Below are 16,879 nucleotides of genomic sequence, written 5' to 3'. Positions count from 1 at the left end.
GACCGCTGGGACAGCTGCTGCTGCTGCGGAGCGGCAGCGGCTGGCGGGGCGGGCGCCTGCGTCGGAGCCGGGGCTGCCGCCGCGGCCGGAGCGGGTGCCTGCTGGGGCTGCGCGGCGGGCGCCGCGGGTGCGGCGGCCGGGGCCGCGGGCGCCGGCGCGGCGGGCTTCGCCACCGGCTTCGGCGCCATCGGCTTGGGGCCGGGCACGGGACGCGGGCCGGGCTTGCCGGCGGGTGCCGCCGGACGCGCGGTCGTCTCGCCCCTGGTCTCACCCGTGCCGGACGACGGCGCGGGCTTCGGCGGCGCCGGACGGGCACCGGACGACTTGGGCTTGGACTCGCCCTTGGCGTAAGCGTCGCGAAGCCGTCGGGCCACCGGGGCCTCGACGGTGCTGGACGCGGACTTCACGTACTCGCCCTGGTCGGCGAGCTTGGTCAGCAGTTCTTTACTCGTGACACCGAGCTCTTTGGCGAGCTCGTGCACGCGGGCCTTACCTGCCACTGCACTCCTCTGTGAGGGAGGCCGGCGGGCAAGTCCCGTCGACCTCGTCTTAACGTCGCGCGTTCATGTCTTCAGCTTCACGGCTGACTCATGACGGGTCGACCTGCTTCCTTGCTTCCTGCTGGTCACGGGGCGATCCCGCGACCTCCTGCCCACACTGCTCGAGATGACCGCGAACGCCTTCCACGTCGAGCGGACCCTGGACCTTGAAGGCCCTGGGGAACGCCCGCCGCTTCTCGGCGTTGCGGAGGCAGTCCGGATCGGGGTGCAGCCATGCTCCCCTACCGGGCAACCGTCTGCGTGTGTCCGGGACCACAGTCCCGTCCACGACCACCACGCGCAGCAGCTCGGAGGGCAACGTCCGAGCGCGGCATCCGATGCACGTACGAACCGGGCCGATGTGCGTGGGATCCGATCCCCGACGTTGAACCACTGAGAAGTCTATCCCCTGTTGCTTATTCAGCCGAACCGGATGTCGCCGCGCCCGCCGGAGCGGACCCGCCGGCCTCCGCATCACTGCGGATGTCGATGCGCCAACCGGTGAGCCGGGCGGCCAGCCGGGCGTTCTGGCCCTCCTTGCCGATGGCGAGGGAGAGCTGGAAGTCCGGGACCACGACCCGTGCCGTCTTGGCGCGCTCGTCGAGCACCCGCACGGATACAACCTTCGCCGGTGACAAGGCATTCCCGACGAACGTGGCCGGGTCGTCGGAGTGGTCGATGATATCGATCTTCTCACCGGCCAGCTCGCTCATCACGTTGCGGACCCGCGCGCCCATCGGGCCGATGCACGCGCCCTTGGCGTTGACGCCGGGCACCGCCGTGCGCACCGCGATCTTCGAACGGTGACCTGCCTCACGTGCCACCGCGGGGATCTCCACGGTGCCGTCCGCGATCTCCGGGACCTCCAGCGCGAACAGCCGGCGCACCAGGTTCGGGTGCGTGCGCGAGAGGGTGATCTGCGGGCCGCGCGCGCCGCGGGACACGCCCACGACGTAGCACTTGAGCCGCGAGCCGTGCTCGTAGGACTCGCCGGGCACCTGCTCGGCGGGCGGCAGCACGCCTTCGGTGTCCCCTATCTGGACCACGACCATGCCGCGGGCGTTGGCCCGGGCGTCGCGCTGCACCACCCCGGCGATGATCTCGCCCTCCTTGGCGGAGAACTCGCCGAACGTGCGCTCGTGCTCGGCGTCGCGCAGGCGCTGCAGGATGACCTGGCGGGCGGTGGTGGCGGCGATGCGGCCGAACCCCTCGGGGGTGTCGTCCCACTCCTCGGCCACGGTGCCGTCGGGGTTGAGCTCCTGGGCCAGCACGCGCACCACGCCGGTCTTGCGGTCGATCTCGACGCGGGAGTGCGAGTGGTGGCCGTCGGTGTGCTTGTAGGCGGTCAGCAGGGCCGTCTCGATGGCTTCGAGAACGGTGTCGAAGGGGATGTCCTTGTCCCGTTCGATCGCCCTAAGCGCGGCGATGTCGACGTTCACTCCGACTCCTCCTTCAGGTGCTTGCCCTCGAGGAGCGCGAGCTCTTCGACCGGCGGCTGCTTGAACTCGACTTCGACGACGGCGCGCTCGATCGTCCGGTACTCGACGCGGCGCAGCTCGCCCTTGACCAGCAGCACTACGCCGGTGTCGTCGGCATCGCCGACGCGGCCGAACCACTCGACCTGCTCCGGCTGCTTGACCTTCACCAGGCGCAGCCGGTTGCGCTTCCAGTGGCGTGGCTTGGTGAGCGGGCGGTCCGCGCCGGGCGAGGTGACCTCGAGCGTGTACGGCCCGGCGATCAGGTGCTCGTGCGCGTCGAGGGCGGCGGACACGACGCGACTGGCCTGCGCCACCTCGTCCAGCCCGATCCCCTCGTCGCCGTCCACGACCACCTTGACCAGCCTGCGACGCCCAGCCTGGTTCACGTCGAGCAGTTCGAGGTCGAAGCCGATCGCCTCGACCGCCTCCCGCACGACGGGTGCTAGCTGCGCGGCGAGTTCTCCGCGCGGCGGGCTGGACACGTGGTGACTCCAAGTTCTCTTCGAGTGCAGAGGGCACGGCAACCCCGGCCGACGCTGCACACCGCCGGCCGTGGTCGCCCAGACTATCTCGTTCAGCGACCTCACACGTGCCACGGGCGATGGCCGGGCTCTGGCAGGATCGGAACCCGTGATCGGAAGAACGGCGTTCAGCAGGCGCGCGGTGCTGCTGGCGACGGCCACCGCGCCGTTGGCAGTCGCGTGCACCACACCACCGCCCCCTCCCCCGCCCCCGGACCCGCTGGCGGAGCTGGTGAAGGCGGCGCTGTCGGACGCCGCCCTGGCCACGGCCGTGGGCGCACCCGAGACCGCCGCCGCGCGCACCGAGCACGCGACGCGGTTGCAGGCGGAGGTCGACCGGGCCACGCCGCGGGTGCCGGGGTCGTCCGCGCCGCCGACGACGTCGGCCCCGGTGGCACCGCCCGCGGGTGCGTCGCGCGAGTCGCTGGTGCCGGCGTTGCAGGCGGCGCAGAAGCAGGCGGGTGACATGGTGGCGTCCGTGGAGTCGCACCGGGTGGGCCTGGTGGCCTCGGTGGCGGCCGGGTGCGCGAGCCTGGTGGAGGCGCTGTCGTGAGCGCCGCCCGGGGTGTGGTCGCGGGTCGGGTCGTGGGTGTCGTCGTCGGTGCGGAGAGGTCGTCGTGAGCGTGGATGCGGTGCAGGACGCGTTGGCCGCGGAGCACGCGGCGGTGTGGACCTACGGGTTGGTGAGCGCGTTCATCTCCGGCCCTGGTCAGGCGGCGGCCGTCGCGGACGGCGCGAACGCCCACCGGGCCCGTCGGGACGCGACGGAGCGGTGGCTGCGCGACTCGGGGGCGACCCCGCGTCCCCCCGCGCCCGCCTACCTGCCGCCGCAGCCGGTGGACAGCGCGGCGTCAGCCATCGCGGCGTTGATCGCGGTGGAGACGGACGCGTGCGTGGCCTGGCGCGGGGTGCTGGAGCGGACCGACGACGGGTCGCTGCGGACGTCGGCGCTGGACGCGTTGACCGTGTCGGCGGTGCGCGCGACGCGGTGGCGCAAGACGGCCGGCGTGACACCGACCTCGATCACGTTCCCGGGGGCCGGGGTCGGCTGACGGCTCGCGCCCGGGTCAGGTGTTCAGGCCCGCGGCCAGGCGGAAGGCGTCGTTGCTGATCCGCTTCATCATCTGGTTGTGCGCGGCGGCGTCGGGGCCGTGCTTGACCGAGTCCGACTCGATGATGATCACGTCGCGGTCCTGCTGGCGGGCCGCGAAGCCGCCGTTGGCCAGCGTCGTCAGGTTCGGCACGCGAACGGCACCGTCCTTGACCAGGTCGTTCACGTTGCCCGTGCCGTCACGGCTGGTGAGGTCCTTCAGCTTGGCGGCGTCCTCGGCGGTCTTCATCCGCACCACTGACACCGACGTGTAGACCTTCACCCCGTCGGGTGTCGACGTCGTGTACAGACCGCGAGTGAGCTGCTGGCACGGCGTCTCGGTCAGGAACCGCTGGGTCTGCCCGTACGCGTGCGGCGCGCAGTTGCTGTCCTTCAGCGGCTCGGGGACGTCCGGCGACGGGGCGAAGGCGAACTCGCCGGCGGGCTGCGACGTGGGGGTGGGCGTGCCGGCCTGGTCGTCCTTCGGCATCACCACCAGCCACACCAGCCCGGACACGACGGCCACGCCGAGCAGGCCGAGGCCCTTGAGCAGCAGCCCGCGACGCGAGGGCGCCACCGGCGCCGGCGGGCGGCGAGGCGGCGGCGACTGGGGCGGGGGAGGTGAGCCCAGCAGCGAGTCCAACTGCCCGAGCTCCGACCGCCACAGCGGTGCGGTGTCCGAGGGCCGGACGGGCGGGATCCGCTGCGTCACCTCTTCAGGTGATTCGGGAGGAACCGACACAAAGACCCACGGTAACGGAAGAGGGTCACGCGAGCGCTCTGAGCACCAGATCGACGTCCTCCGCCGCGTTGTACAGGTGGAACGCGAGCCGGACGCGGCCGGCGCGCACCCCGGACCGCACGCCGGCCGCCGCGAGCCGGTCCGCCGCCGACGGCAGGTCCAGCGACACGACCGCCGACCCGCGCGGGGGCAGGCCGAGGCCCGCGAGCAGGGCATCGGCCAAGGTCACGGCGTGCGAGCGGACGGCCGCCAGGTCGAGCGAGGCGACGTAGGGGAGCGACACCGCCGCGCCGAACTGCGACAGCCAGACGGGCGACAGGTCGAGCCGGCGGGCGTCGGGCGCGAGTCGCAGCGGCAGGCCGTACACCGTGTTCCAGGGGTCGTTACCGGCGTACCAGTTCGCCGCCGCGGGCACCGTGCGCTCCAACGCCGAGGGCGAGCACGCGAGCCACGCGCACCCGCGCGGCGACATCAGGAACTTGTAGCCCACGGCCACCACCCAGTCCGCCCAGCCCAGGTCGAGCGGCAGCCAGCCGACCGCCTGGGAGGCGTCCAGCAGCACCGGCACGCCGGTCGCCCGCAGCCCGTCCAGGTCCACCAGCCGCCCGTCGGCGGACTGCACGACGCTCACCGCGACGAGGTCGTGCGCGCCCGCTTCGGCGACGATCCCGTCGAGATCGACTTCGGTGACCCGCAGGCCCCGCGCCGCGAACGGGAACGTCAGGCTGGTGAACTCGCCGCGCGCGACCAGCACGGAGGTGCCGGCGGGCAGCCCGGCGGCCACCAAGGACACGAGCTGCGACCCCGACGCGCCCATCGCGACCCGTTCCGCGGGCACGCCCACGAGCCGCCCGAACGCCTCGCGGGCCGTGGTGACGTGCCGGTCGACGGCGCCGGGGGCGAGCGCGCCGGTCGACCACTGCCGCACGGCGTCCGCGACCGCGGCGGCGGCGGGCGCCGGAGGGATGCCGAGGCTGGCGGTGTTCAGGTAGCCGAGGGGGACGTCGAAGGTGGTGCCGAAGGCCGCGCGCATCGGACCATCACACGGCTCCGACGACCCCGCCGTCCACCTGATCGCGGTTCTTGCGGCGGGCGTAGACCTGCTTGCGGGTGCGGGCGACGACCTCGCCGCCCTCGTCCACGACGTCGGTGGAGAACCACACCAGGGCCTTGCCGCCGTCCCCGGTCAGCGACCGGAGCTCGTCCAGGTGCTCGTCGGTCAGCCGGAACTCGGCGTGGACGGTGCCGCGGCCGGGCCGGACGAACTCGATCTCGCCCGCGCGGTCCCACACGAGGTGCTCGCGGCCGAGGTGGTGCAGCACGAGGAGCATCCAGAACGGGTCGGTCATGGCGAACAGCGAGCCGCCGAAGTGGGTGCCGACGTAGTTGCGGTTCCACCAGTGCATCCGCATCCGGACCCTGGCGTACCGGTAGTCGTCGGACAGTTCGACCACGCGGATGCCGGCGAACAGGAACGGTGGCCACAGGTTCATGCCGCGGCGCAGTCGGGAGGCCTTCACGGCGGCTATGTTACCAGCCAGTAATACCCGATCGGGTGGAATCAGTGCAGCTTGATCACGTTCTGCGTCACCTTCCCGCCCGCGTCGGAGCACAGGAACGCCACGACGGCGGCCACGTCCTCCGGTTGTGACACGTCGTGCTCGGCGCGCACCGCGTCGTTGATCCAGCCGGTGTCGGTGACGCCCGGCTTGACCACGTTCGACGTGACGCCGTGCGGCCACAGCTCGGTCGCCGCCGACATGGCGTAGTTGTCCAGCGCCGCCTTCGCCGCGCCGTAGGACACCTCGCTGGGGAACCCGAGCGGTCCGCCGGAGGTCAGGCCGACGATGCGGCCCCAGTTGCCGCCGCGGGCGATGTGCCGCCGGGCGAACTCGGCGATCAGCAGCGCGCCGGCCCGCGCGTCCACCGCGAACTGCGCGTCGAACGTCTGCGGCGTGACGGCGAGCAGCACCCGCCCGAACTTGTCGGTCTCGGCGGCCAGGAACGTGTCCTGCACCCAACCGGAGGCGTTGTTGACCAGCACGTCCACCGGCCCGAACACCCGCTCGGCGGTGTCGAACAGCACGGCGGGCGCCATCGGGTCGGTGAGGTCGACCTCCAGCGCGTGCGCCTTGCCGCCCGCCTCGGTGATGGCGGCGACCACGTCGTCCGCGTCCGACTCGCGGGCGCTGAAGTACTCCCCCGGCAGGCTCGGGTCCGGCGCGGGCGCGAAGCGCAGGAACGTGATGAGGACGTTGACGCCCTGCGCGGCGAGGGCCTTGGCGATCGCGGCGCCGATGCCCTGGTTGGCCCCGGTGACGATGGCGGTGTGGATCACGCCGGCATCGTGCCCCACCGCACGGCGGCGCCGCACCCGCGTTTTCGGTGGCCGGCGCCGGTCGTTCGTAAGCTCTCCAGGCATGCGCAGCGAAGAGATCGAGATCCGCACCGGCTCCACCGAGGTCGTGCACGACCTCACCCGCGCCTGCGAGGACTTCCTGGCCGACGTGGACGGCGACGGCCTGCTGCACCTCTGGGTGCCGCACGCGACGGCGGGCCTGGCGGTGCTGGAGACCGGCTCGGGCAGCGACGACGACCTGCTGACGGCGTTGCGCGAGCTGCTGCCCGCCGACGGCCGGTGGCGGCACCGGCACGGGACGCCCGGTCACGGCCGTGACCACGTGCTGCCCGCGCTCGTGCCGCCGTACGCGACGATCCCGGTGCTAGGCGGTGTGCTGGCGCTGGGCACCTGGCAGTCGGTCTGCCTGGTCGACACCAACGTCGACAACCCCGTCCGCAAGGTCCGGCTGACGTTCCTGGCGGGGTAGCAGCACGACGACCAGGCCCACCGCGGCGAGCGCCACGAACACCCAGACCTGGGCGGCGTCCGGCGACCCGCCGTGCAGCAGCGCGCGCAGGCCCTCGGTGGAGAACCGGAACGGCGTCCACGACCACAGCAGCGCCCGGTAGGCGGGGGCGAGCAGCTCCGGCACCTGCCCCGCCACGGACGGCGCGATCAGGTACAGCGGCCCGAGCACGGCCATCGCCCGGATGCCGAACAGCCTCAGCAGCGCGCCCTGGACCAGTGCGAACGCCGCCCCGACCAGGGCGAGGTAGCCGAGCACGCCCCCGCCGAGCGGCAGGGCGGGGTCCCACAGGGTGAAGAAGCCCGCCACGACGGCGACGCCGAGCACGGTCGAGGTGGCGACGCCGACCAGCCGACCGAGCCGGCTCGGCCTGCGCGCGAGCAGCGTGAACGCCGCCGCGGCGACCAGGCCGGCGATCCACAGCAGTGCGCTCGCGGCCAGCGGCGCGGTCCGCCCGGCGGCCGACGCCGGGTCGAGCGTGACGACCCGCGCCTGCATCCCGGCCCCTTGCGCGACGCCGCCGAGCACCTGCTGGGCGACCTGCGTGCCGGACGGGTTCACCGCGCCGGACAGCACGACGGTCGCACCGCCGGGCGCGAGCTCCAGCACCCCGTAGACCTCCTGGCGGCTCAGCAGGTCACGCGCCTCCTCGGGCGTCGACACCCGCCACGAGACCTCCGCCGCACCACCGGCGGCGAGCTTGTCGGCCACGCCGCGCAGTTGCGGCGGCGCGTCGGCCCCGACGGCGACCGCCAGGGGCACCCCGTCCGGGTGAACCGTGGCCTGGACGCCGAACGTGACCAGACCCAGCACGAGCGCGATCAGCGCGCCCACGACGGCGGTGGCGACCGCGATGACCGCGGGCGGCCGGTCGTGCAGTGCGGCCATGGTGCCCTCCTCAGTAGTTCATCATGTGTTGAATTGGAGGCTACGTCGCACCGCCCGACTAAGTCAACGCGTGCTGAATTAGTCGGACGTCACCGGTCCCCGAGCGACACCGGGTACGGTTTGGCCGTGACTTACCCAGGTGACGGGCAGTCCGGCTGGGGCGGCCAGCCCGGCCAGGGCGACTGGGGCCCGCAGGACCACGGCTACCCCCAGCGGGTCTACCCGCAGAACTACGGCGGCTCGTACGGCGGCCTCGGGGTGTTCTCCGGCGGTGACGAACCCCCGCCGAAGAAGAGCAGGACGAAGATGTGGCTGGTGATCGGCGCGGTCGTCGTCGTGCTGGTCGGCGGCGGCGTGACCGCGTACGCGCTGACCAGGCCGGACGGCACGACGCCGGTCGCGCAGACCACGACCTCCGGCACCACCACCACGACCAAGCCGACCACGACGACGAAGCCGACCCAGTCGAGCGCGCCGAACCCCACGTGCGAGGCCGTCAAGCCGGGCTGGAACTGCCTGGCCGTGCCGTCCCTGTCCTACAGCTACGACGTGCCCAAGGGCTGGTCCCCCGCGCCCTCCAGCGCGCCCGTCGAGGGCATGGACGACGTGAAGCTGACCGGCCTGACCGTCAACGGGGCCTACGACTGCGGCGACCACGGCTTCAACCGGGGCGGCGCGGGCGGCGTCGTGGTGCCGCAGACCGACCTGACCGCGGTGGCCAAGGACTTCGCCCAGAAGCTCGCCACCCAGTACTACAGGTCCGCGCCGAAGTCCGAGGTCAAGCTGGGTGAGCCGAAGCCGGTGAAGGTCCGCGGCGCCTCGGGCGACATCGACGGCGTGCAGGTGGACGCCGTCGCGACCACGTCGGGCGACCAGTGCCTCGCCACCAAGGGCATGGTGAAGGTGCTGGTGCTCAAGGGTGACAAGGGCTTCCACGTGTTCATGGCCAACGGCGACCTCGAAGGCGGGCCGGCCGAGCCCAAGCCGCCGACCGAGGCCGAGTTGCAGGGCATGGTCGACTCCGTGCGGCCGTTGAGCCGGTGAGCTACACCGGGCTGGGCGTCTACCAGCAGCAACCGCCCAAGCGGCCCAACCGCGCGCCGCTGTGGATCGCGCTCGCGGTCGTCGTCGTGCTGGTCGTCGGCGGCGTGGTGACGGCCATCGCGATGAACTCCGGCGACGACCCCGCCGCACCGCGGCCGTCCACGTCGGCGTCGAGCACGTCGTCCACGCCCGACCCGGACTGGCAGCCCGTGGACGACTCGCAGGCCGGCCTGTTCTACGAGGTGCCGCCGTCGTGGAAGTCGACCGGCGGCGGCGCGTCCGGGCGGATCAGGCTGACCACGTCGTACGTGTCCCGGCCGTTCACCTGCCAGGGGCGCAGCATGATCCAGGCGCAGTCGATGGCCGGGTCGGTCATCGACGACGACGCGGAGGGCGTCGCCACCGAGCTGGTGAAGCGGATCGCCGCGGACGGGTACACGATCGCGGACGTGCCGCCCGAGGTCACCGGGCCGACCGTCGAGACCGGCGACGGTGAGGTGGTGCGGCTCAGCGTCGAGGTGACGACGAAGTCCGCCAACGCCTGCTACGCGCCGAAGGCCACGATCAGCGCGGTGGCGTTGCGCAACGGGCCCAAGGTGTCGGTGTTCGCGCTCAACGTCGCGGAGGGCGGGCCGCACGTGGCCGAGGGACCGTCGGAGGACGACGTGCGGCGGATCCTGGAGAGCGTGCGGCTGCCGTGAACACGTTGGTGCTGTGGGACATCGACCTGACGCTGATCGACGCGCGGGGTGTCGGGCGCGACTGGTACCGCACGGCGTTCCGCGCGGTGTCGGGCCTGGACCTCGTGCACATGCCGACCTTCCCGGGCCGCACGGAACGCGCCATCACGCTGGAGCTGCTGACGTCGCACGGCCTGGAGCCCACCGACGAGCTGGTGGCGCGGATGCACGCGGAGCTGATCGACGTGGCCACGCGGGAGCGCGACCTGCTGCCGTCACGGGGCCACGCGCTCCCGGGCGCGCTGGCGGCGGTGCGCGGGTTGGCGGCGCGGGAGGACGTCGTGCAGTCGCTGGTCACCGGGAACCTGGTGGAGATCGCCCGGTTCAAGCTGGCCGCGTTCGGGCTGGACGAGCACCTGGACTTCGAGATCGGCGGCTACGGCTCGGTGTCGGAGCACCGGCCCGAGCTGGTGCTGGAGGCGGTCCGGCTGGCCACCGCCAAGCACAGCCGCGACTTCCGGGCGGTCGTCATCGGGGACACGCCGCACGACGTGGACGCCGCGCTGCGCCACGACGCCGTCGCCATCGGCGTGGCGACGGGCCGCAGCAGCGCGGACGAGCTGCGGGCAGCCGGGGCGCACGTCGTGCTGGACGACCTGTCGGACACGGCGGCTGTGCTGGATTGCGTCGCCTCCGGCGCCGCGGCTCGGTCGCCTGGAAGTCGACCGCTCACGCCCTGATTCCCGGCGATCGAAGAGCGTGATCGCCGGGAATGAGGACGCGAACGATCGACGCGACCTCGCGAGCGGGGTTCAGCCCCGGACGACGGACAGCAGGTGGGCGACGGCGTCGTCCACGGCGACCTCTTCGCGCTCGCCCGTGCGGCGGTCCTTGACCTCGACCAGGCCGTTGGCCAGACCGCGGCCCACGACCAGGATCGTCGGCACGCCGATCAGCTCGGCGTCGGCGAACTTCACGCCCGGGCTCGCCTTGCGGTCGTCCAGCAGCACCTTCAGACCGGCCGCGGACAGCTCGCCGGCCAGCTTCTCGCCACCCGCGAGCAGCGTCTCGTCCTTGCCCGCGACGACCACGTGCACGTCGGCGGGGGCCACGTTGCGCGGCCAGATCAGGCCCCGGTCGTCGTGGCTCTGCTCCGCGATGGCGGCGACCAGGCGGGACACGCCGATGCCGTAGGAGCCCATGGTGATCCGGATGGGCTTGCTGTCCGGACCCAGGGCGTCCAGCGAGAACGCGTCCGCGTACTTGCGGCCCAGCTGGAAGATGTGGCCGATCTCGATGCCGCGCGCGGCGACCAGCACGCCCTTGCCGTCCGGCGACGGGTCGCCCTCGCGGACCTCCGCCACGTCGATCGTGCCGTCGGGGGTGAAGTCGCGGCCGACGACCAGGTCCACCACGTGGTGGTCGGGCTTGTCCGCGCCGGTGACCCACGCCGTGCCGCGCACCACGCGCGGGTCGACCAGGTACCGCACGCCGTTGGCCTGCAGCGCCGCCGGTCCGATGTAGCCCTTGACCAGGAAGGGGTTGCGGGCGAAGTCGGCCTCCTCCAGCATCGCGACCTCGGCCGGCTCGACCGCCGCCTCCAGGCGCTTGAGGTCGACCTCGCGGTCGCCGGGCAGGCCCACGGCCAGCAGCGCCCAGTCCGCGTCACCCGGCGTGCGGGTCTTGACCAGGACGTTCTTCAACGTGTCCGCGGCGGTGAAGGTGCGGTCGGTGTTGGCGTTGAGGAACGCGACCAGGGACTCGATGGTCGGGGTGTTGGGCGTGTGGTGCACCTGCGCCTCGGGCTGCGCCGCCGGGTCCTGCTCGGCGGGTGCGGGCGTGGTGACGGCCTCGACGTTCGCCGCGTAGCCCGACTCCGTGCTGCGGACGAAGGTGTCCTCACCGGTCGCCGCGACGGCCAGGAACTCCTCCGACGCCGAGCCGCCCATCGCGCCCGACGTGGCGGACACGATCACGTAGTCCATGCCCAGCCGGTCGAAGATCCGGATGTAGGCGTCGCGGTGCCGCTGGTAGGACTCCGCCAGGCCCTCGTCGGTGAGGTCGAAGGAGTAGGAGTCCTTCATCACGAACTCGCGGCCGCGCAGGATGCCCGCGCGGGGACGCGCCTCGTCCCGGTACTTCGTCTGGATCTGGTAGAGCGTGACCGGGTAGTCCTTGTAGGAGGAGTACTCGCCCTTCACGGTGAGCGCGAACAGCTCCTCGTGCGTGGGGCCGAGCAGGTAGTCGGCGCCCTTGCGGTCCTTGAGGCGGAAGATGTTGGGGCCGTACTCGGTCCACCGGTTCGTCGCCTCGTAGGGCTCCTTCGGCAGCAGCGCGGGGAACTGGATCTCCTGCGCGCCGAAGGCGTCCATCTCCTCGCGCACGACCTGCTCGATGTTGCGCAGCACCCGCAGACCCAGCGGCAGCCACGAGTAACCGCCCGGCGCGACGCGGCGCACGTAGCCGGCGCGGACCAGCAGCTTGTGGCTGGGTACTTCGGCGTCGGCCGGGTCCTCGCGCAGGGTGCGCAGGAACAGCGACGACATCCTCGTGATCACGGTGGGTGCTCCTCGTGGGCGGGTTGTCCGGGAAAGGGTAGTGAACGGGGCCTGATCAGTTCCAACGGGTTCCGCCTGGCACGCAGCCGCGGTGGCGGTCGACCTCGGGCCGGGACGCCGGTCGAGTGCTCGCGGCGGCGGGGGTGGTGCGGGGGCGCTGCGCGCGGGGCCGGGATGTCGGTGGGCGCGGCTAGCGTGCGCGGTCATGGGCATGACCATCGGGATGATCACCATCGACACGTCCGACCCGCACCGGTTGGCGGACTTCTGGACCAAGGCGCTGGACCTGTCGGTGCGGCACGACTGGGGCGGCGAGTTCCTGCTGCTCGCGCCGGCGGAGGGCTCGGGCGGGTTGCAGCTGGGGTTGCAGCGGGTCGACGACCCGACGCCGGGCAAGAACCGGGTGCACTTCGACGCGCACGTGGACGACCGCGCGGCCGAGGTGGCGCGGCTCGTCGGGCTGGGCGCCACGGAGGTCGACGAGCACACCGTGCCCGGCCTGACGTGGACCGTGCTGGCCGACCCGGACGGCAACCGGTTCTGCATCGGCCAGCCTGGCTGACGGAGGTGTCCGGGGGGAGCGGTCGCGCGCCGGGCACCTAGGCTTGCCCGTCGTGCTGGTACTGCTCCCCCCGTCGGAGACCAAGGCCCTCGGCGGCTCCGGTGCGCCGCTCGACCTCGACCTGCTGTCGCACCCCGAGCTCACGCCGGTGCGCGGCAAGCTCGTGGACGCCCTGGTCGACCTCGCCGCCGACGTGCCGGCGAGCCTGGCCGTGCTGGGGCTCTCCGAGCGCCAGGCGGGCGAGGTGGAGCGCAACGCCGAGCTGCGCCGCTCACCGACCCTGCCCGCGCTCGCCCGCTACACCGGGGTGCTGTACGACGCGCTCGCCCTCGACTCGTTGACCAGGACCGAGAGGTCGCGCGCGTTCGCCCGGCTCTCGGTGGCGTCGGCGCTGTTCGGCGTGGTCGGCGGTGGCGACCCGATCCCGGCCTACCGGCTGTCGGGTGGCAGCGTGCTGCCGTCCGTCGGGCCGCTGGGCGGCCTGTGGCGGCCGGCGCTCGAACCGGTGCTGGCCGGCGCCGACGAGTTCGTCGTCGACCTGCGGTCGAGCCCCTACACCTCGCTCGCGCGCATCCCCGGCGCCGCCGTGGTCCGGGTGGTCACCGAGGACGGGAAGGGCCGCCGCAACGCGGTCAGCCACTTCAACAAGGCCCACAAGGGGCGGCTCGCGCAGGTGATCGTCAAGTCGCGGTCCGAGCCGGGCGACCTCAAGGGGTTGGTCAGGGTCGCGGTCAGGGCCGGGCTCCGGCTGGAGCCGACCGGACCCGGGACCGCCGACCTGATCGTCTAGCGGGTCGGAGCTCAGACCGACCGGATCGGGTGAACCTTGCGCACGGGCGCGACCGGGCGGCGCGGCGCGCGGTCGGCCTGGGCCGGGTCCGCGGCGGTGACGTGCAGCTCGGCCGCCACGCGCGGCAGGTCGCGGTCTTCGGCGTCCGAGCTGCCGGCCAGGCGGGAGCCGAGGGGGAGTTGGCGCCGGTGGTTGCGCTCCAGGCCGTAGACGACCAGTGCGACGACGGCCAGGGCGATGATGATCGAAGTCATGGCACTAACTGTGCGGTGAACAAGAAACAGCCACAATTGGCAGTCTTGCCGTTGTGCATCAAGATCCTGCCAAGTAGCGTGGGGCCATGCTGCGCACCGTTGCCGTCGTCGTCGTGGACGGCCTCGCGCCGTTCGAGTTCGGCGTGATCTGCGAGGTCTTCGGCCTCGACCGCACCGACGACGGCCTGCCGCCGATCGACTTCCGGGTCTGCGGCGAACGCCCCGGAGAACCGATCCGCACGAGCGTCGGCGCGTCCCTCACGCCCGTCCACGGCCTCGACGCGCTCGACGGGGCCGACCTGGTGGCCGTCCCGGCCGCGAAGATCCGCGACGAGTACTCGCCGCGCCTCCTCGACGCCATCCGCCAGGCCCACCGCGCCGGCAGCACGCTGCTGTCGGTGTGCAGCGGCGCGTTCATCCTCGGTGAGGCGGGGCTGCTGGACGACCGGCGCTGCACCACCCACTGGCGCCACGCCGCCGACCTCGCCCGGCGCTTCCCCCGCGCCGAGGTCGACCCGGACGTGCTGTTCGTGGACGACGGGGACATCGTCACCAGCGCCGGCACGGCCGCGGGCATCGACGCGTGCCTGCACCTGGTCCGCCGCGAGCTCGGCGCGGCCACCACGGCGACCATCGCGCGCCGCATGGTCGTCGCGCCGCAGCGGGAGGGCGGTCAGCGGCAGTTCGTCGAGCTGCCCGCGCCGCACCAGGCCGACAGCCTCCAGCCGCTGCTGGCCTGGTTGCAGGACCACCTGGAGCACGAGCACACCGTCACGAGCCTCGCCGATCGGGTGAACATGAGCGAGCGCACGTTCGCCCGCCGGTTCGCCGCCGAGACCGGCACGACGCCCCACCGCTGGCTCACCGCGCAACGGGTGCTGCGCGCCCGTCAGCTGCTGGAGGAAACGCAGCTCACCGTGGAGGACGTGGCCCACCGCTCTGGCTTCGGCACGGCCGCGTTGCTGCGCCACCACTTCACGTCCGTGGTGGGCGTGCCGCCAAAGGATTACCGGCGGTCCTTCGCCCACCGGTGAGCCGCCGTTTGCGTGACGGAACGCAATGATTTGTCACCAGTCGTGAAGCTGGTGCCAGAATGACCGGGTGAGTCCAGACACACCCGGCGACGCACCCGACGACACCTCCGAGGACCACGTCACGCCCGCTCGGCTGCGGGGGTTCACGGAGGGCCTGCGCTCCGACGCGCTGGACGCGCCGGAGGTGGTGAAGCGGGTGTGGTCCGGGCTGCGCCTGGCCCACCTGCTCGGCCTGCGCCTCGCCGCGGCGGACCCGGCGTGGCGGCAGCGGCGGGTGAACGCGGAGTCGGTGGAGCACCAGCTCGCCCGCGACCTGGGCACCTCCGCGACGTTCGCGGACACGGCGCTCGCCCTGCCCGGGGCCACGACGTCCCGACCGCTCGCGTCGGACGACGTCGACGACGCGGTGGCGGCGCTGGTGGAGTTCAGCGGCACGGCCCGGCAGCGCATGCTGGCCGCCGCGCCGAGGGCGTCGCAGTGGCACGACGAACGCGTGCTGCGGCACGACTCGCTGGTCGTCGCCCAGCTCGGCGCGGCCTGGCTGGGGCAGCGCGGCAGCTACCGCGTGGAGTCGCGGTAAATCGGTTGCACGCGGGCCGGGAGGCCGGGCAGCCTGTGCCCGTACGCGCAGAGCGCCGGTGGTGGCAGACCACGGCGGAGTCGAGGAGGTGTCCGATGGCGACAGCTGTCCGGGACGTGGCACCGACCCGTCCGCTCGCCCCCCTCGCCTGACGCGAACCCGCGCGAAGGACCACACCGCGCCGGGTGGGGCGATCAACCCCACTTCACCTGGAGCCCATCCAGTGCGCGAGCACGAGCAGTACGCAGAGTTCGAATCCGACCACGACCACGCCGACGACCTGCGGTGGCGGGTCAAGAAGGCCAAGAAGGCCACCCGGGCACGCGCGGAAGGCGACGTCGAGCCGGGCCGCCGGGGCAGGCTCACCGAAGAGGCCAAGGACCGCCTCGCCCAGATGCGGGAGGACGCCGTCGCGGCGGACGTCCCCGTGGACGGCGACCGGTGGTCCACCTGGGGCGATGCCGACCAGGGGCCGAAACCGCACCCGTCGTGGCTGGTCACGGACCTGTCCGCGGTGGACCGCGAGCTGGGGATCGTGAAGACCGGCAAGGAGGCGGACGTCTTCCTGCTGGAACGCGCGATGCCCGGCACCGACCGGTCGTGCCTGCTGGCGGCCAAGCGGTACCGCAGCAACGACCACCGGCTGTTCCACCGGGACGCGGGCTACCTCGAAGGCCGTCGCATGCGGCGGTCGCGCGAGATGCGCGCCATGACCAACCGCAGCGCGTTCGGCCGCAACCTCATCGCGGAGCGGTGGGCGGTGGCCGAGTTCGCGGCGCTGACGACGCTGTGGCAGCGGGGCGCCCCGGTGCCCTACCCGGTGCAGCGCGACGGCACCGAGCTGCTGCTGGAGTTCGTCGGCAAGGACGGCGCGGCGGCACCGCGGCTGGCGCAGCTGCGGCCCGAGCCGGACGAGCTGGTCGACCTGTGGCGGCAGCTGGTGGACGCGCTGACCGTGATGGCGTCCGCTGGCCTGGCGCACGGCGACCTGTCCGCGTTCAACCTGATGGTGCACGACGGCGAGCTGGTCGTGATCGACCTGCCGCAGGTGGTGGACCTGGCGGCGAACCCCCGCGGCCCGGAGTTCCTGGAGCGGGACGTCCGCAACGTCGCCGGCTGGTTCACCGCGCGCGGCCTCCAGCCGGAGCTGGCCGAGCCGCGCGAGGTCACGGAGGTGCTGCTGGACGCGGCCGGCCTGCGGTAACCCGCCGGCCGGTCGTGGACGATCGGGCCGAACAGCTGGAGGCGCACG

The 16,879-nt window shown here is 72.9% G+C and carries 22 protein-coding genes; 11 read left to right on the top strand and 11 right to left on the bottom strand.

Annotated elements, in window-relative coordinates:
* The 4 genes from AB0G02_RS14260 to rimP form a co-directional block, all read right to left on the bottom strand.
* A partial coding sequence (locus AB0G02_RS14260) for a translation initiation factor IF-2 N-terminal domain-containing protein (RefSeq protein WP_360793692.1) occupies positions 1-500 on the bottom strand: 500 nt, incomplete at its 3' end.
* Positions 501-588: 88 nt separating this feature from the next.
* A complete protein-coding gene (locus tag AB0G02_RS14255) occupies positions 589-1,014 on the bottom strand; it encodes a YlxR family protein (protein WP_360793690.1) in 426 nt (141 codons plus the stop codon).
* The gene (nusA, locus tag AB0G02_RS14250; RefSeq protein WP_360793688.1) at positions 956-1,978 is read right to left on the bottom strand and encodes a transcription termination factor NusA; all 1,023 of its coding nucleotides are present in this window, start codon (positions 1,976-1,978) and stop codon (positions 956-958) included. Before nusA ends, AB0G02_RS14255 begins: the two co-directional genes overlap by 59 nt.
* Positions 1,975-2,499: a ribosome maturation factor RimP gene (gene rimP, locus AB0G02_RS14245; protein WP_360793686.1), complete on the bottom strand. Its 525-nt coding sequence runs from the start codon at positions 2,497-2,499 to the stop codon at positions 1,975-1,977. The genes nusA and rimP overlap by 4 nt, the downstream gene beginning before the upstream one ends.
* A 148-nt stretch (positions 2,500-2,647) precedes the next feature.
* On the opposite strand from rimP, the gene AB0G02_RS14240 reads away from it, so the two are divergent.
* Both AB0G02_RS14240 and AB0G02_RS14235 read left to right on the top strand, forming a co-directional pair.
* Entirely contained in the window at positions 2,648-3,091 is a 444-nt protein-coding gene (locus AB0G02_RS14240) for a hypothetical protein (RefSeq protein WP_360793684.1), read from the top strand.
* Positions 3,092-3,155: 64 nt separating this feature from the next.
* The gene (locus AB0G02_RS14235; protein ID WP_360793682.1) at positions 3,156-3,590 is read left to right on the top strand and encodes a ferritin-like domain-containing protein; all 435 of its coding nucleotides are present in this window, start codon (positions 3,156-3,158) and stop codon (positions 3,588-3,590) included.
* A gap of 15 nt (positions 3,591-3,605) precedes the next feature.
* Here AB0G02_RS14235 and AB0G02_RS14230 read toward each other — a convergent pair whose 3' ends face one another.
* Genes AB0G02_RS14230 through AB0G02_RS14215 form a run of 4 tightly spaced genes read right to left on the bottom strand, consistent with a single transcriptional unit; the run spans position 3,606 to position 6,708 of the window.
* Positions 3,606-4,340 (bottom strand): hypothetical protein, encoded by a 735-nt coding sequence (locus AB0G02_RS14230; protein WP_360793680.1) that lies wholly within the window; start codon positions 4,338-4,340, stop codon positions 3,606-3,608.
* Positions 4,341-4,395: 55 nt separating this feature from the next.
* Positions 4,396-5,403, bottom strand: coding sequence for an aminotransferase class V-fold PLP-dependent enzyme (locus AB0G02_RS14225; RefSeq protein ID WP_360793678.1), 1,008 nt, complete (start codon positions 5,401-5,403; stop codon positions 4,396-4,398).
* A 7-nt stretch (positions 5,404-5,410) separates the two neighbouring features.
* Entirely contained in the window at positions 5,411-5,890 is a 480-nt protein-coding gene (locus tag AB0G02_RS14220; protein WP_360793676.1) for a DUF4442 domain-containing protein, read from the bottom strand.
* A gap of 41 nt (positions 5,891-5,931) precedes the next feature.
* Entirely contained in the window at positions 5,932-6,708 is a 777-nt protein-coding gene (locus AB0G02_RS14215; RefSeq protein WP_360793674.1) for an SDR family NAD(P)-dependent oxidoreductase, read from the bottom strand.
* Between the two features lie 82 nt (positions 6,709-6,790).
* Here AB0G02_RS14215 and AB0G02_RS14210 point away from each other — a divergent pair, with 82 nt between their 5' ends.
* Entirely contained in the window at positions 6,791-7,198 is a 408-nt protein-coding gene (locus AB0G02_RS14210; RefSeq protein ID WP_360793672.1) for a YjbQ family protein, read from the top strand.
* On the opposite strand, the gene AB0G02_RS14205 is transcribed toward AB0G02_RS14210, so the two are convergent.
* Positions 7,094-8,125 (bottom strand): ABC transporter permease, encoded by a 1,032-nt coding sequence (locus AB0G02_RS14205; RefSeq protein ID WP_360793670.1) that lies wholly within the window; start codon positions 8,123-8,125, stop codon positions 7,094-7,096. The genes AB0G02_RS14210 and AB0G02_RS14205 overlap by 105 nt on opposite strands.
* Before the next feature lie 126 nt (positions 8,126-8,251).
* On the opposite strand from AB0G02_RS14205, the gene AB0G02_RS14200 reads away from it, so the two are divergent.
* Genes AB0G02_RS14200 through AB0G02_RS14190 form a run of 3 tightly spaced genes read left to right on the top strand, consistent with a single transcriptional unit; the run spans position 8,252 to position 10,589 of the window.
* Entirely contained in the window at positions 8,252-9,169 is a 918-nt protein-coding gene (locus AB0G02_RS14200; RefSeq protein ID WP_360793668.1) for a hypothetical protein, read from the top strand.
* Positions 9,166-9,870, top strand: a complete 705-nt coding sequence (locus AB0G02_RS14195; RefSeq protein WP_360793666.1) for a hypothetical protein — start codon at positions 9,166-9,168, stop codon at positions 9,868-9,870. The genes AB0G02_RS14200 and AB0G02_RS14195 overlap by 4 nt, the downstream gene beginning before the upstream one ends.
* Positions 9,867-10,589, top strand: a complete 723-nt coding sequence (locus tag AB0G02_RS14190) for a haloacid dehalogenase-like hydrolase (RefSeq protein WP_360793664.1) — start codon at positions 9,867-9,869, stop codon at positions 10,587-10,589. The genes AB0G02_RS14195 and AB0G02_RS14190 overlap by 4 nt, the downstream gene beginning before the upstream one ends.
* 72 nt (positions 10,590-10,661) lie before the next feature.
* Here the strand turns inward: AB0G02_RS14190 and AB0G02_RS14185 are convergent, their stop codons facing one another.
* Positions 10,662-12,407, bottom strand: a complete 1,746-nt coding sequence (locus AB0G02_RS14185; protein ID WP_360793662.1) for a proline--tRNA ligase — start codon at positions 12,405-12,407, stop codon at positions 10,662-10,664.
* Between the two features lie 205 nt (positions 12,408-12,612).
* Here AB0G02_RS14185 and AB0G02_RS14180 point away from each other — a divergent pair, with 205 nt between their 5' ends.
* Both AB0G02_RS14180 and yaaA read left to right on the top strand, forming a co-directional pair.
* Complete coding sequence (locus AB0G02_RS14180) at positions 12,613-12,969, top strand: VOC family protein (protein ID WP_360793660.1); 357 nt, start codon at positions 12,613-12,615, stop codon at positions 12,967-12,969.
* 52 nt (positions 12,970-13,021) lie between these two features.
* Positions 13,022-13,759: a peroxide stress protein YaaA gene (gene yaaA, locus AB0G02_RS14175; RefSeq protein WP_360793658.1), complete on the top strand. Its 738-nt coding sequence runs from the start codon at positions 13,022-13,024 to the stop codon at positions 13,757-13,759.
* An 11-nt stretch (positions 13,760-13,770) separates the two neighbouring features.
* On the opposite strand, the gene AB0G02_RS14170 is transcribed toward yaaA, so the two are convergent.
* Positions 13,771-14,013: a hypothetical protein gene (locus AB0G02_RS14170; RefSeq protein ID WP_360793656.1), complete on the bottom strand. Its 243-nt coding sequence runs from the start codon at positions 14,011-14,013 to the stop codon at positions 13,771-13,773.
* An 86-nt stretch (positions 14,014-14,099) separates the two neighbouring features.
* Between AB0G02_RS14170 and AB0G02_RS14165 the strand changes: the two genes are divergently transcribed.
* The 3 genes from AB0G02_RS14165 to AB0G02_RS14155 all read left to right on the top strand — a co-directional run bounded on the left by AB0G02_RS14165 (position 14,100) and on the right by AB0G02_RS14155 (position 16,831).
* Entirely contained in the window at positions 14,100-15,047 is a 948-nt protein-coding gene (locus tag AB0G02_RS14165; RefSeq protein ID WP_360793654.1) for a helix-turn-helix domain-containing protein, read from the top strand.
* Between the two features lie 67 nt (positions 15,048-15,114).
* Entirely contained in the window at positions 15,115-15,627 is a 513-nt protein-coding gene (locus tag AB0G02_RS14160) for a hypothetical protein (protein WP_360793652.1), read from the top strand.
* A 280-nt stretch (positions 15,628-15,907) separates the two neighbouring features.
* Positions 15,908-16,831 carry an RIO1 family regulatory kinase/ATPase gene (locus AB0G02_RS14155; protein ID WP_360793694.1) on the top strand — a complete coding sequence of 308 codons (924 nt, stop codon included), beginning with the start codon at positions 15,908-15,910 and terminating at the stop codon, positions 16,829-16,831.
* Positions 16,832-16,879: the final 48 nt, after the last annotated feature.

Source organism: Actinosynnema sp. NPDC023658, from assembly GCF_040639995.1.
Taxonomy (GTDB): domain Bacteria; phylum Actinomycetota; class Actinomycetes; order Mycobacteriales; family Pseudonocardiaceae; genus Actinosynnema.
The sequence above is the reverse complement of the archived record's forward strand: the minus strand, read 5'-3'. Positions and strand labels throughout refer to the sequence as shown.

Coding starts and splice junctions, on each gene's coding strand:
- AB0G02_RS14255 (WP_360793690.1), bottom strand. CDS start 1,014: ATGCGGAGGCCGGCGGGTCCGCTCCGGCGGGCGCGGCGACATCCGGTT.
- AB0G02_RS14225 (WP_360793678.1), bottom strand. CDS start 5,403: ATGCGCGCGGCCTTCGGCACCACCTTCGACGTCCCCCTCGGCTACCTG.
- AB0G02_RS14210 (WP_360793672.1), top strand. CDS start 6,791: ATGCGCAGCGAAGAGATCGAGATCCGCACCGGCTCCACCGAGGTCGTG.
- AB0G02_RS14205 (WP_360793670.1), bottom strand. CDS start 8,125: ATGGCCGCACTGCACGACCGGCCGCCCGCGGTCATCGCGGTCGCCACC.
- AB0G02_RS14180 (WP_360793660.1), top strand. CDS start 12,613: ATGGGCATGACCATCGGGATGATCACCATCGACACGTCCGACCCGCAC.
- AB0G02_RS14170 (WP_360793656.1), bottom strand. CDS start 14,013: ATGACTTCGATCATCATCGCCCTGGCCGTCGTCGCACTGGTCGTCTAC.
- AB0G02_RS14165 (WP_360793654.1), top strand. CDS start 14,100: ATGCTGCGCACCGTTGCCGTCGTCGTCGTGGACGGCCTCGCGCCGTTC.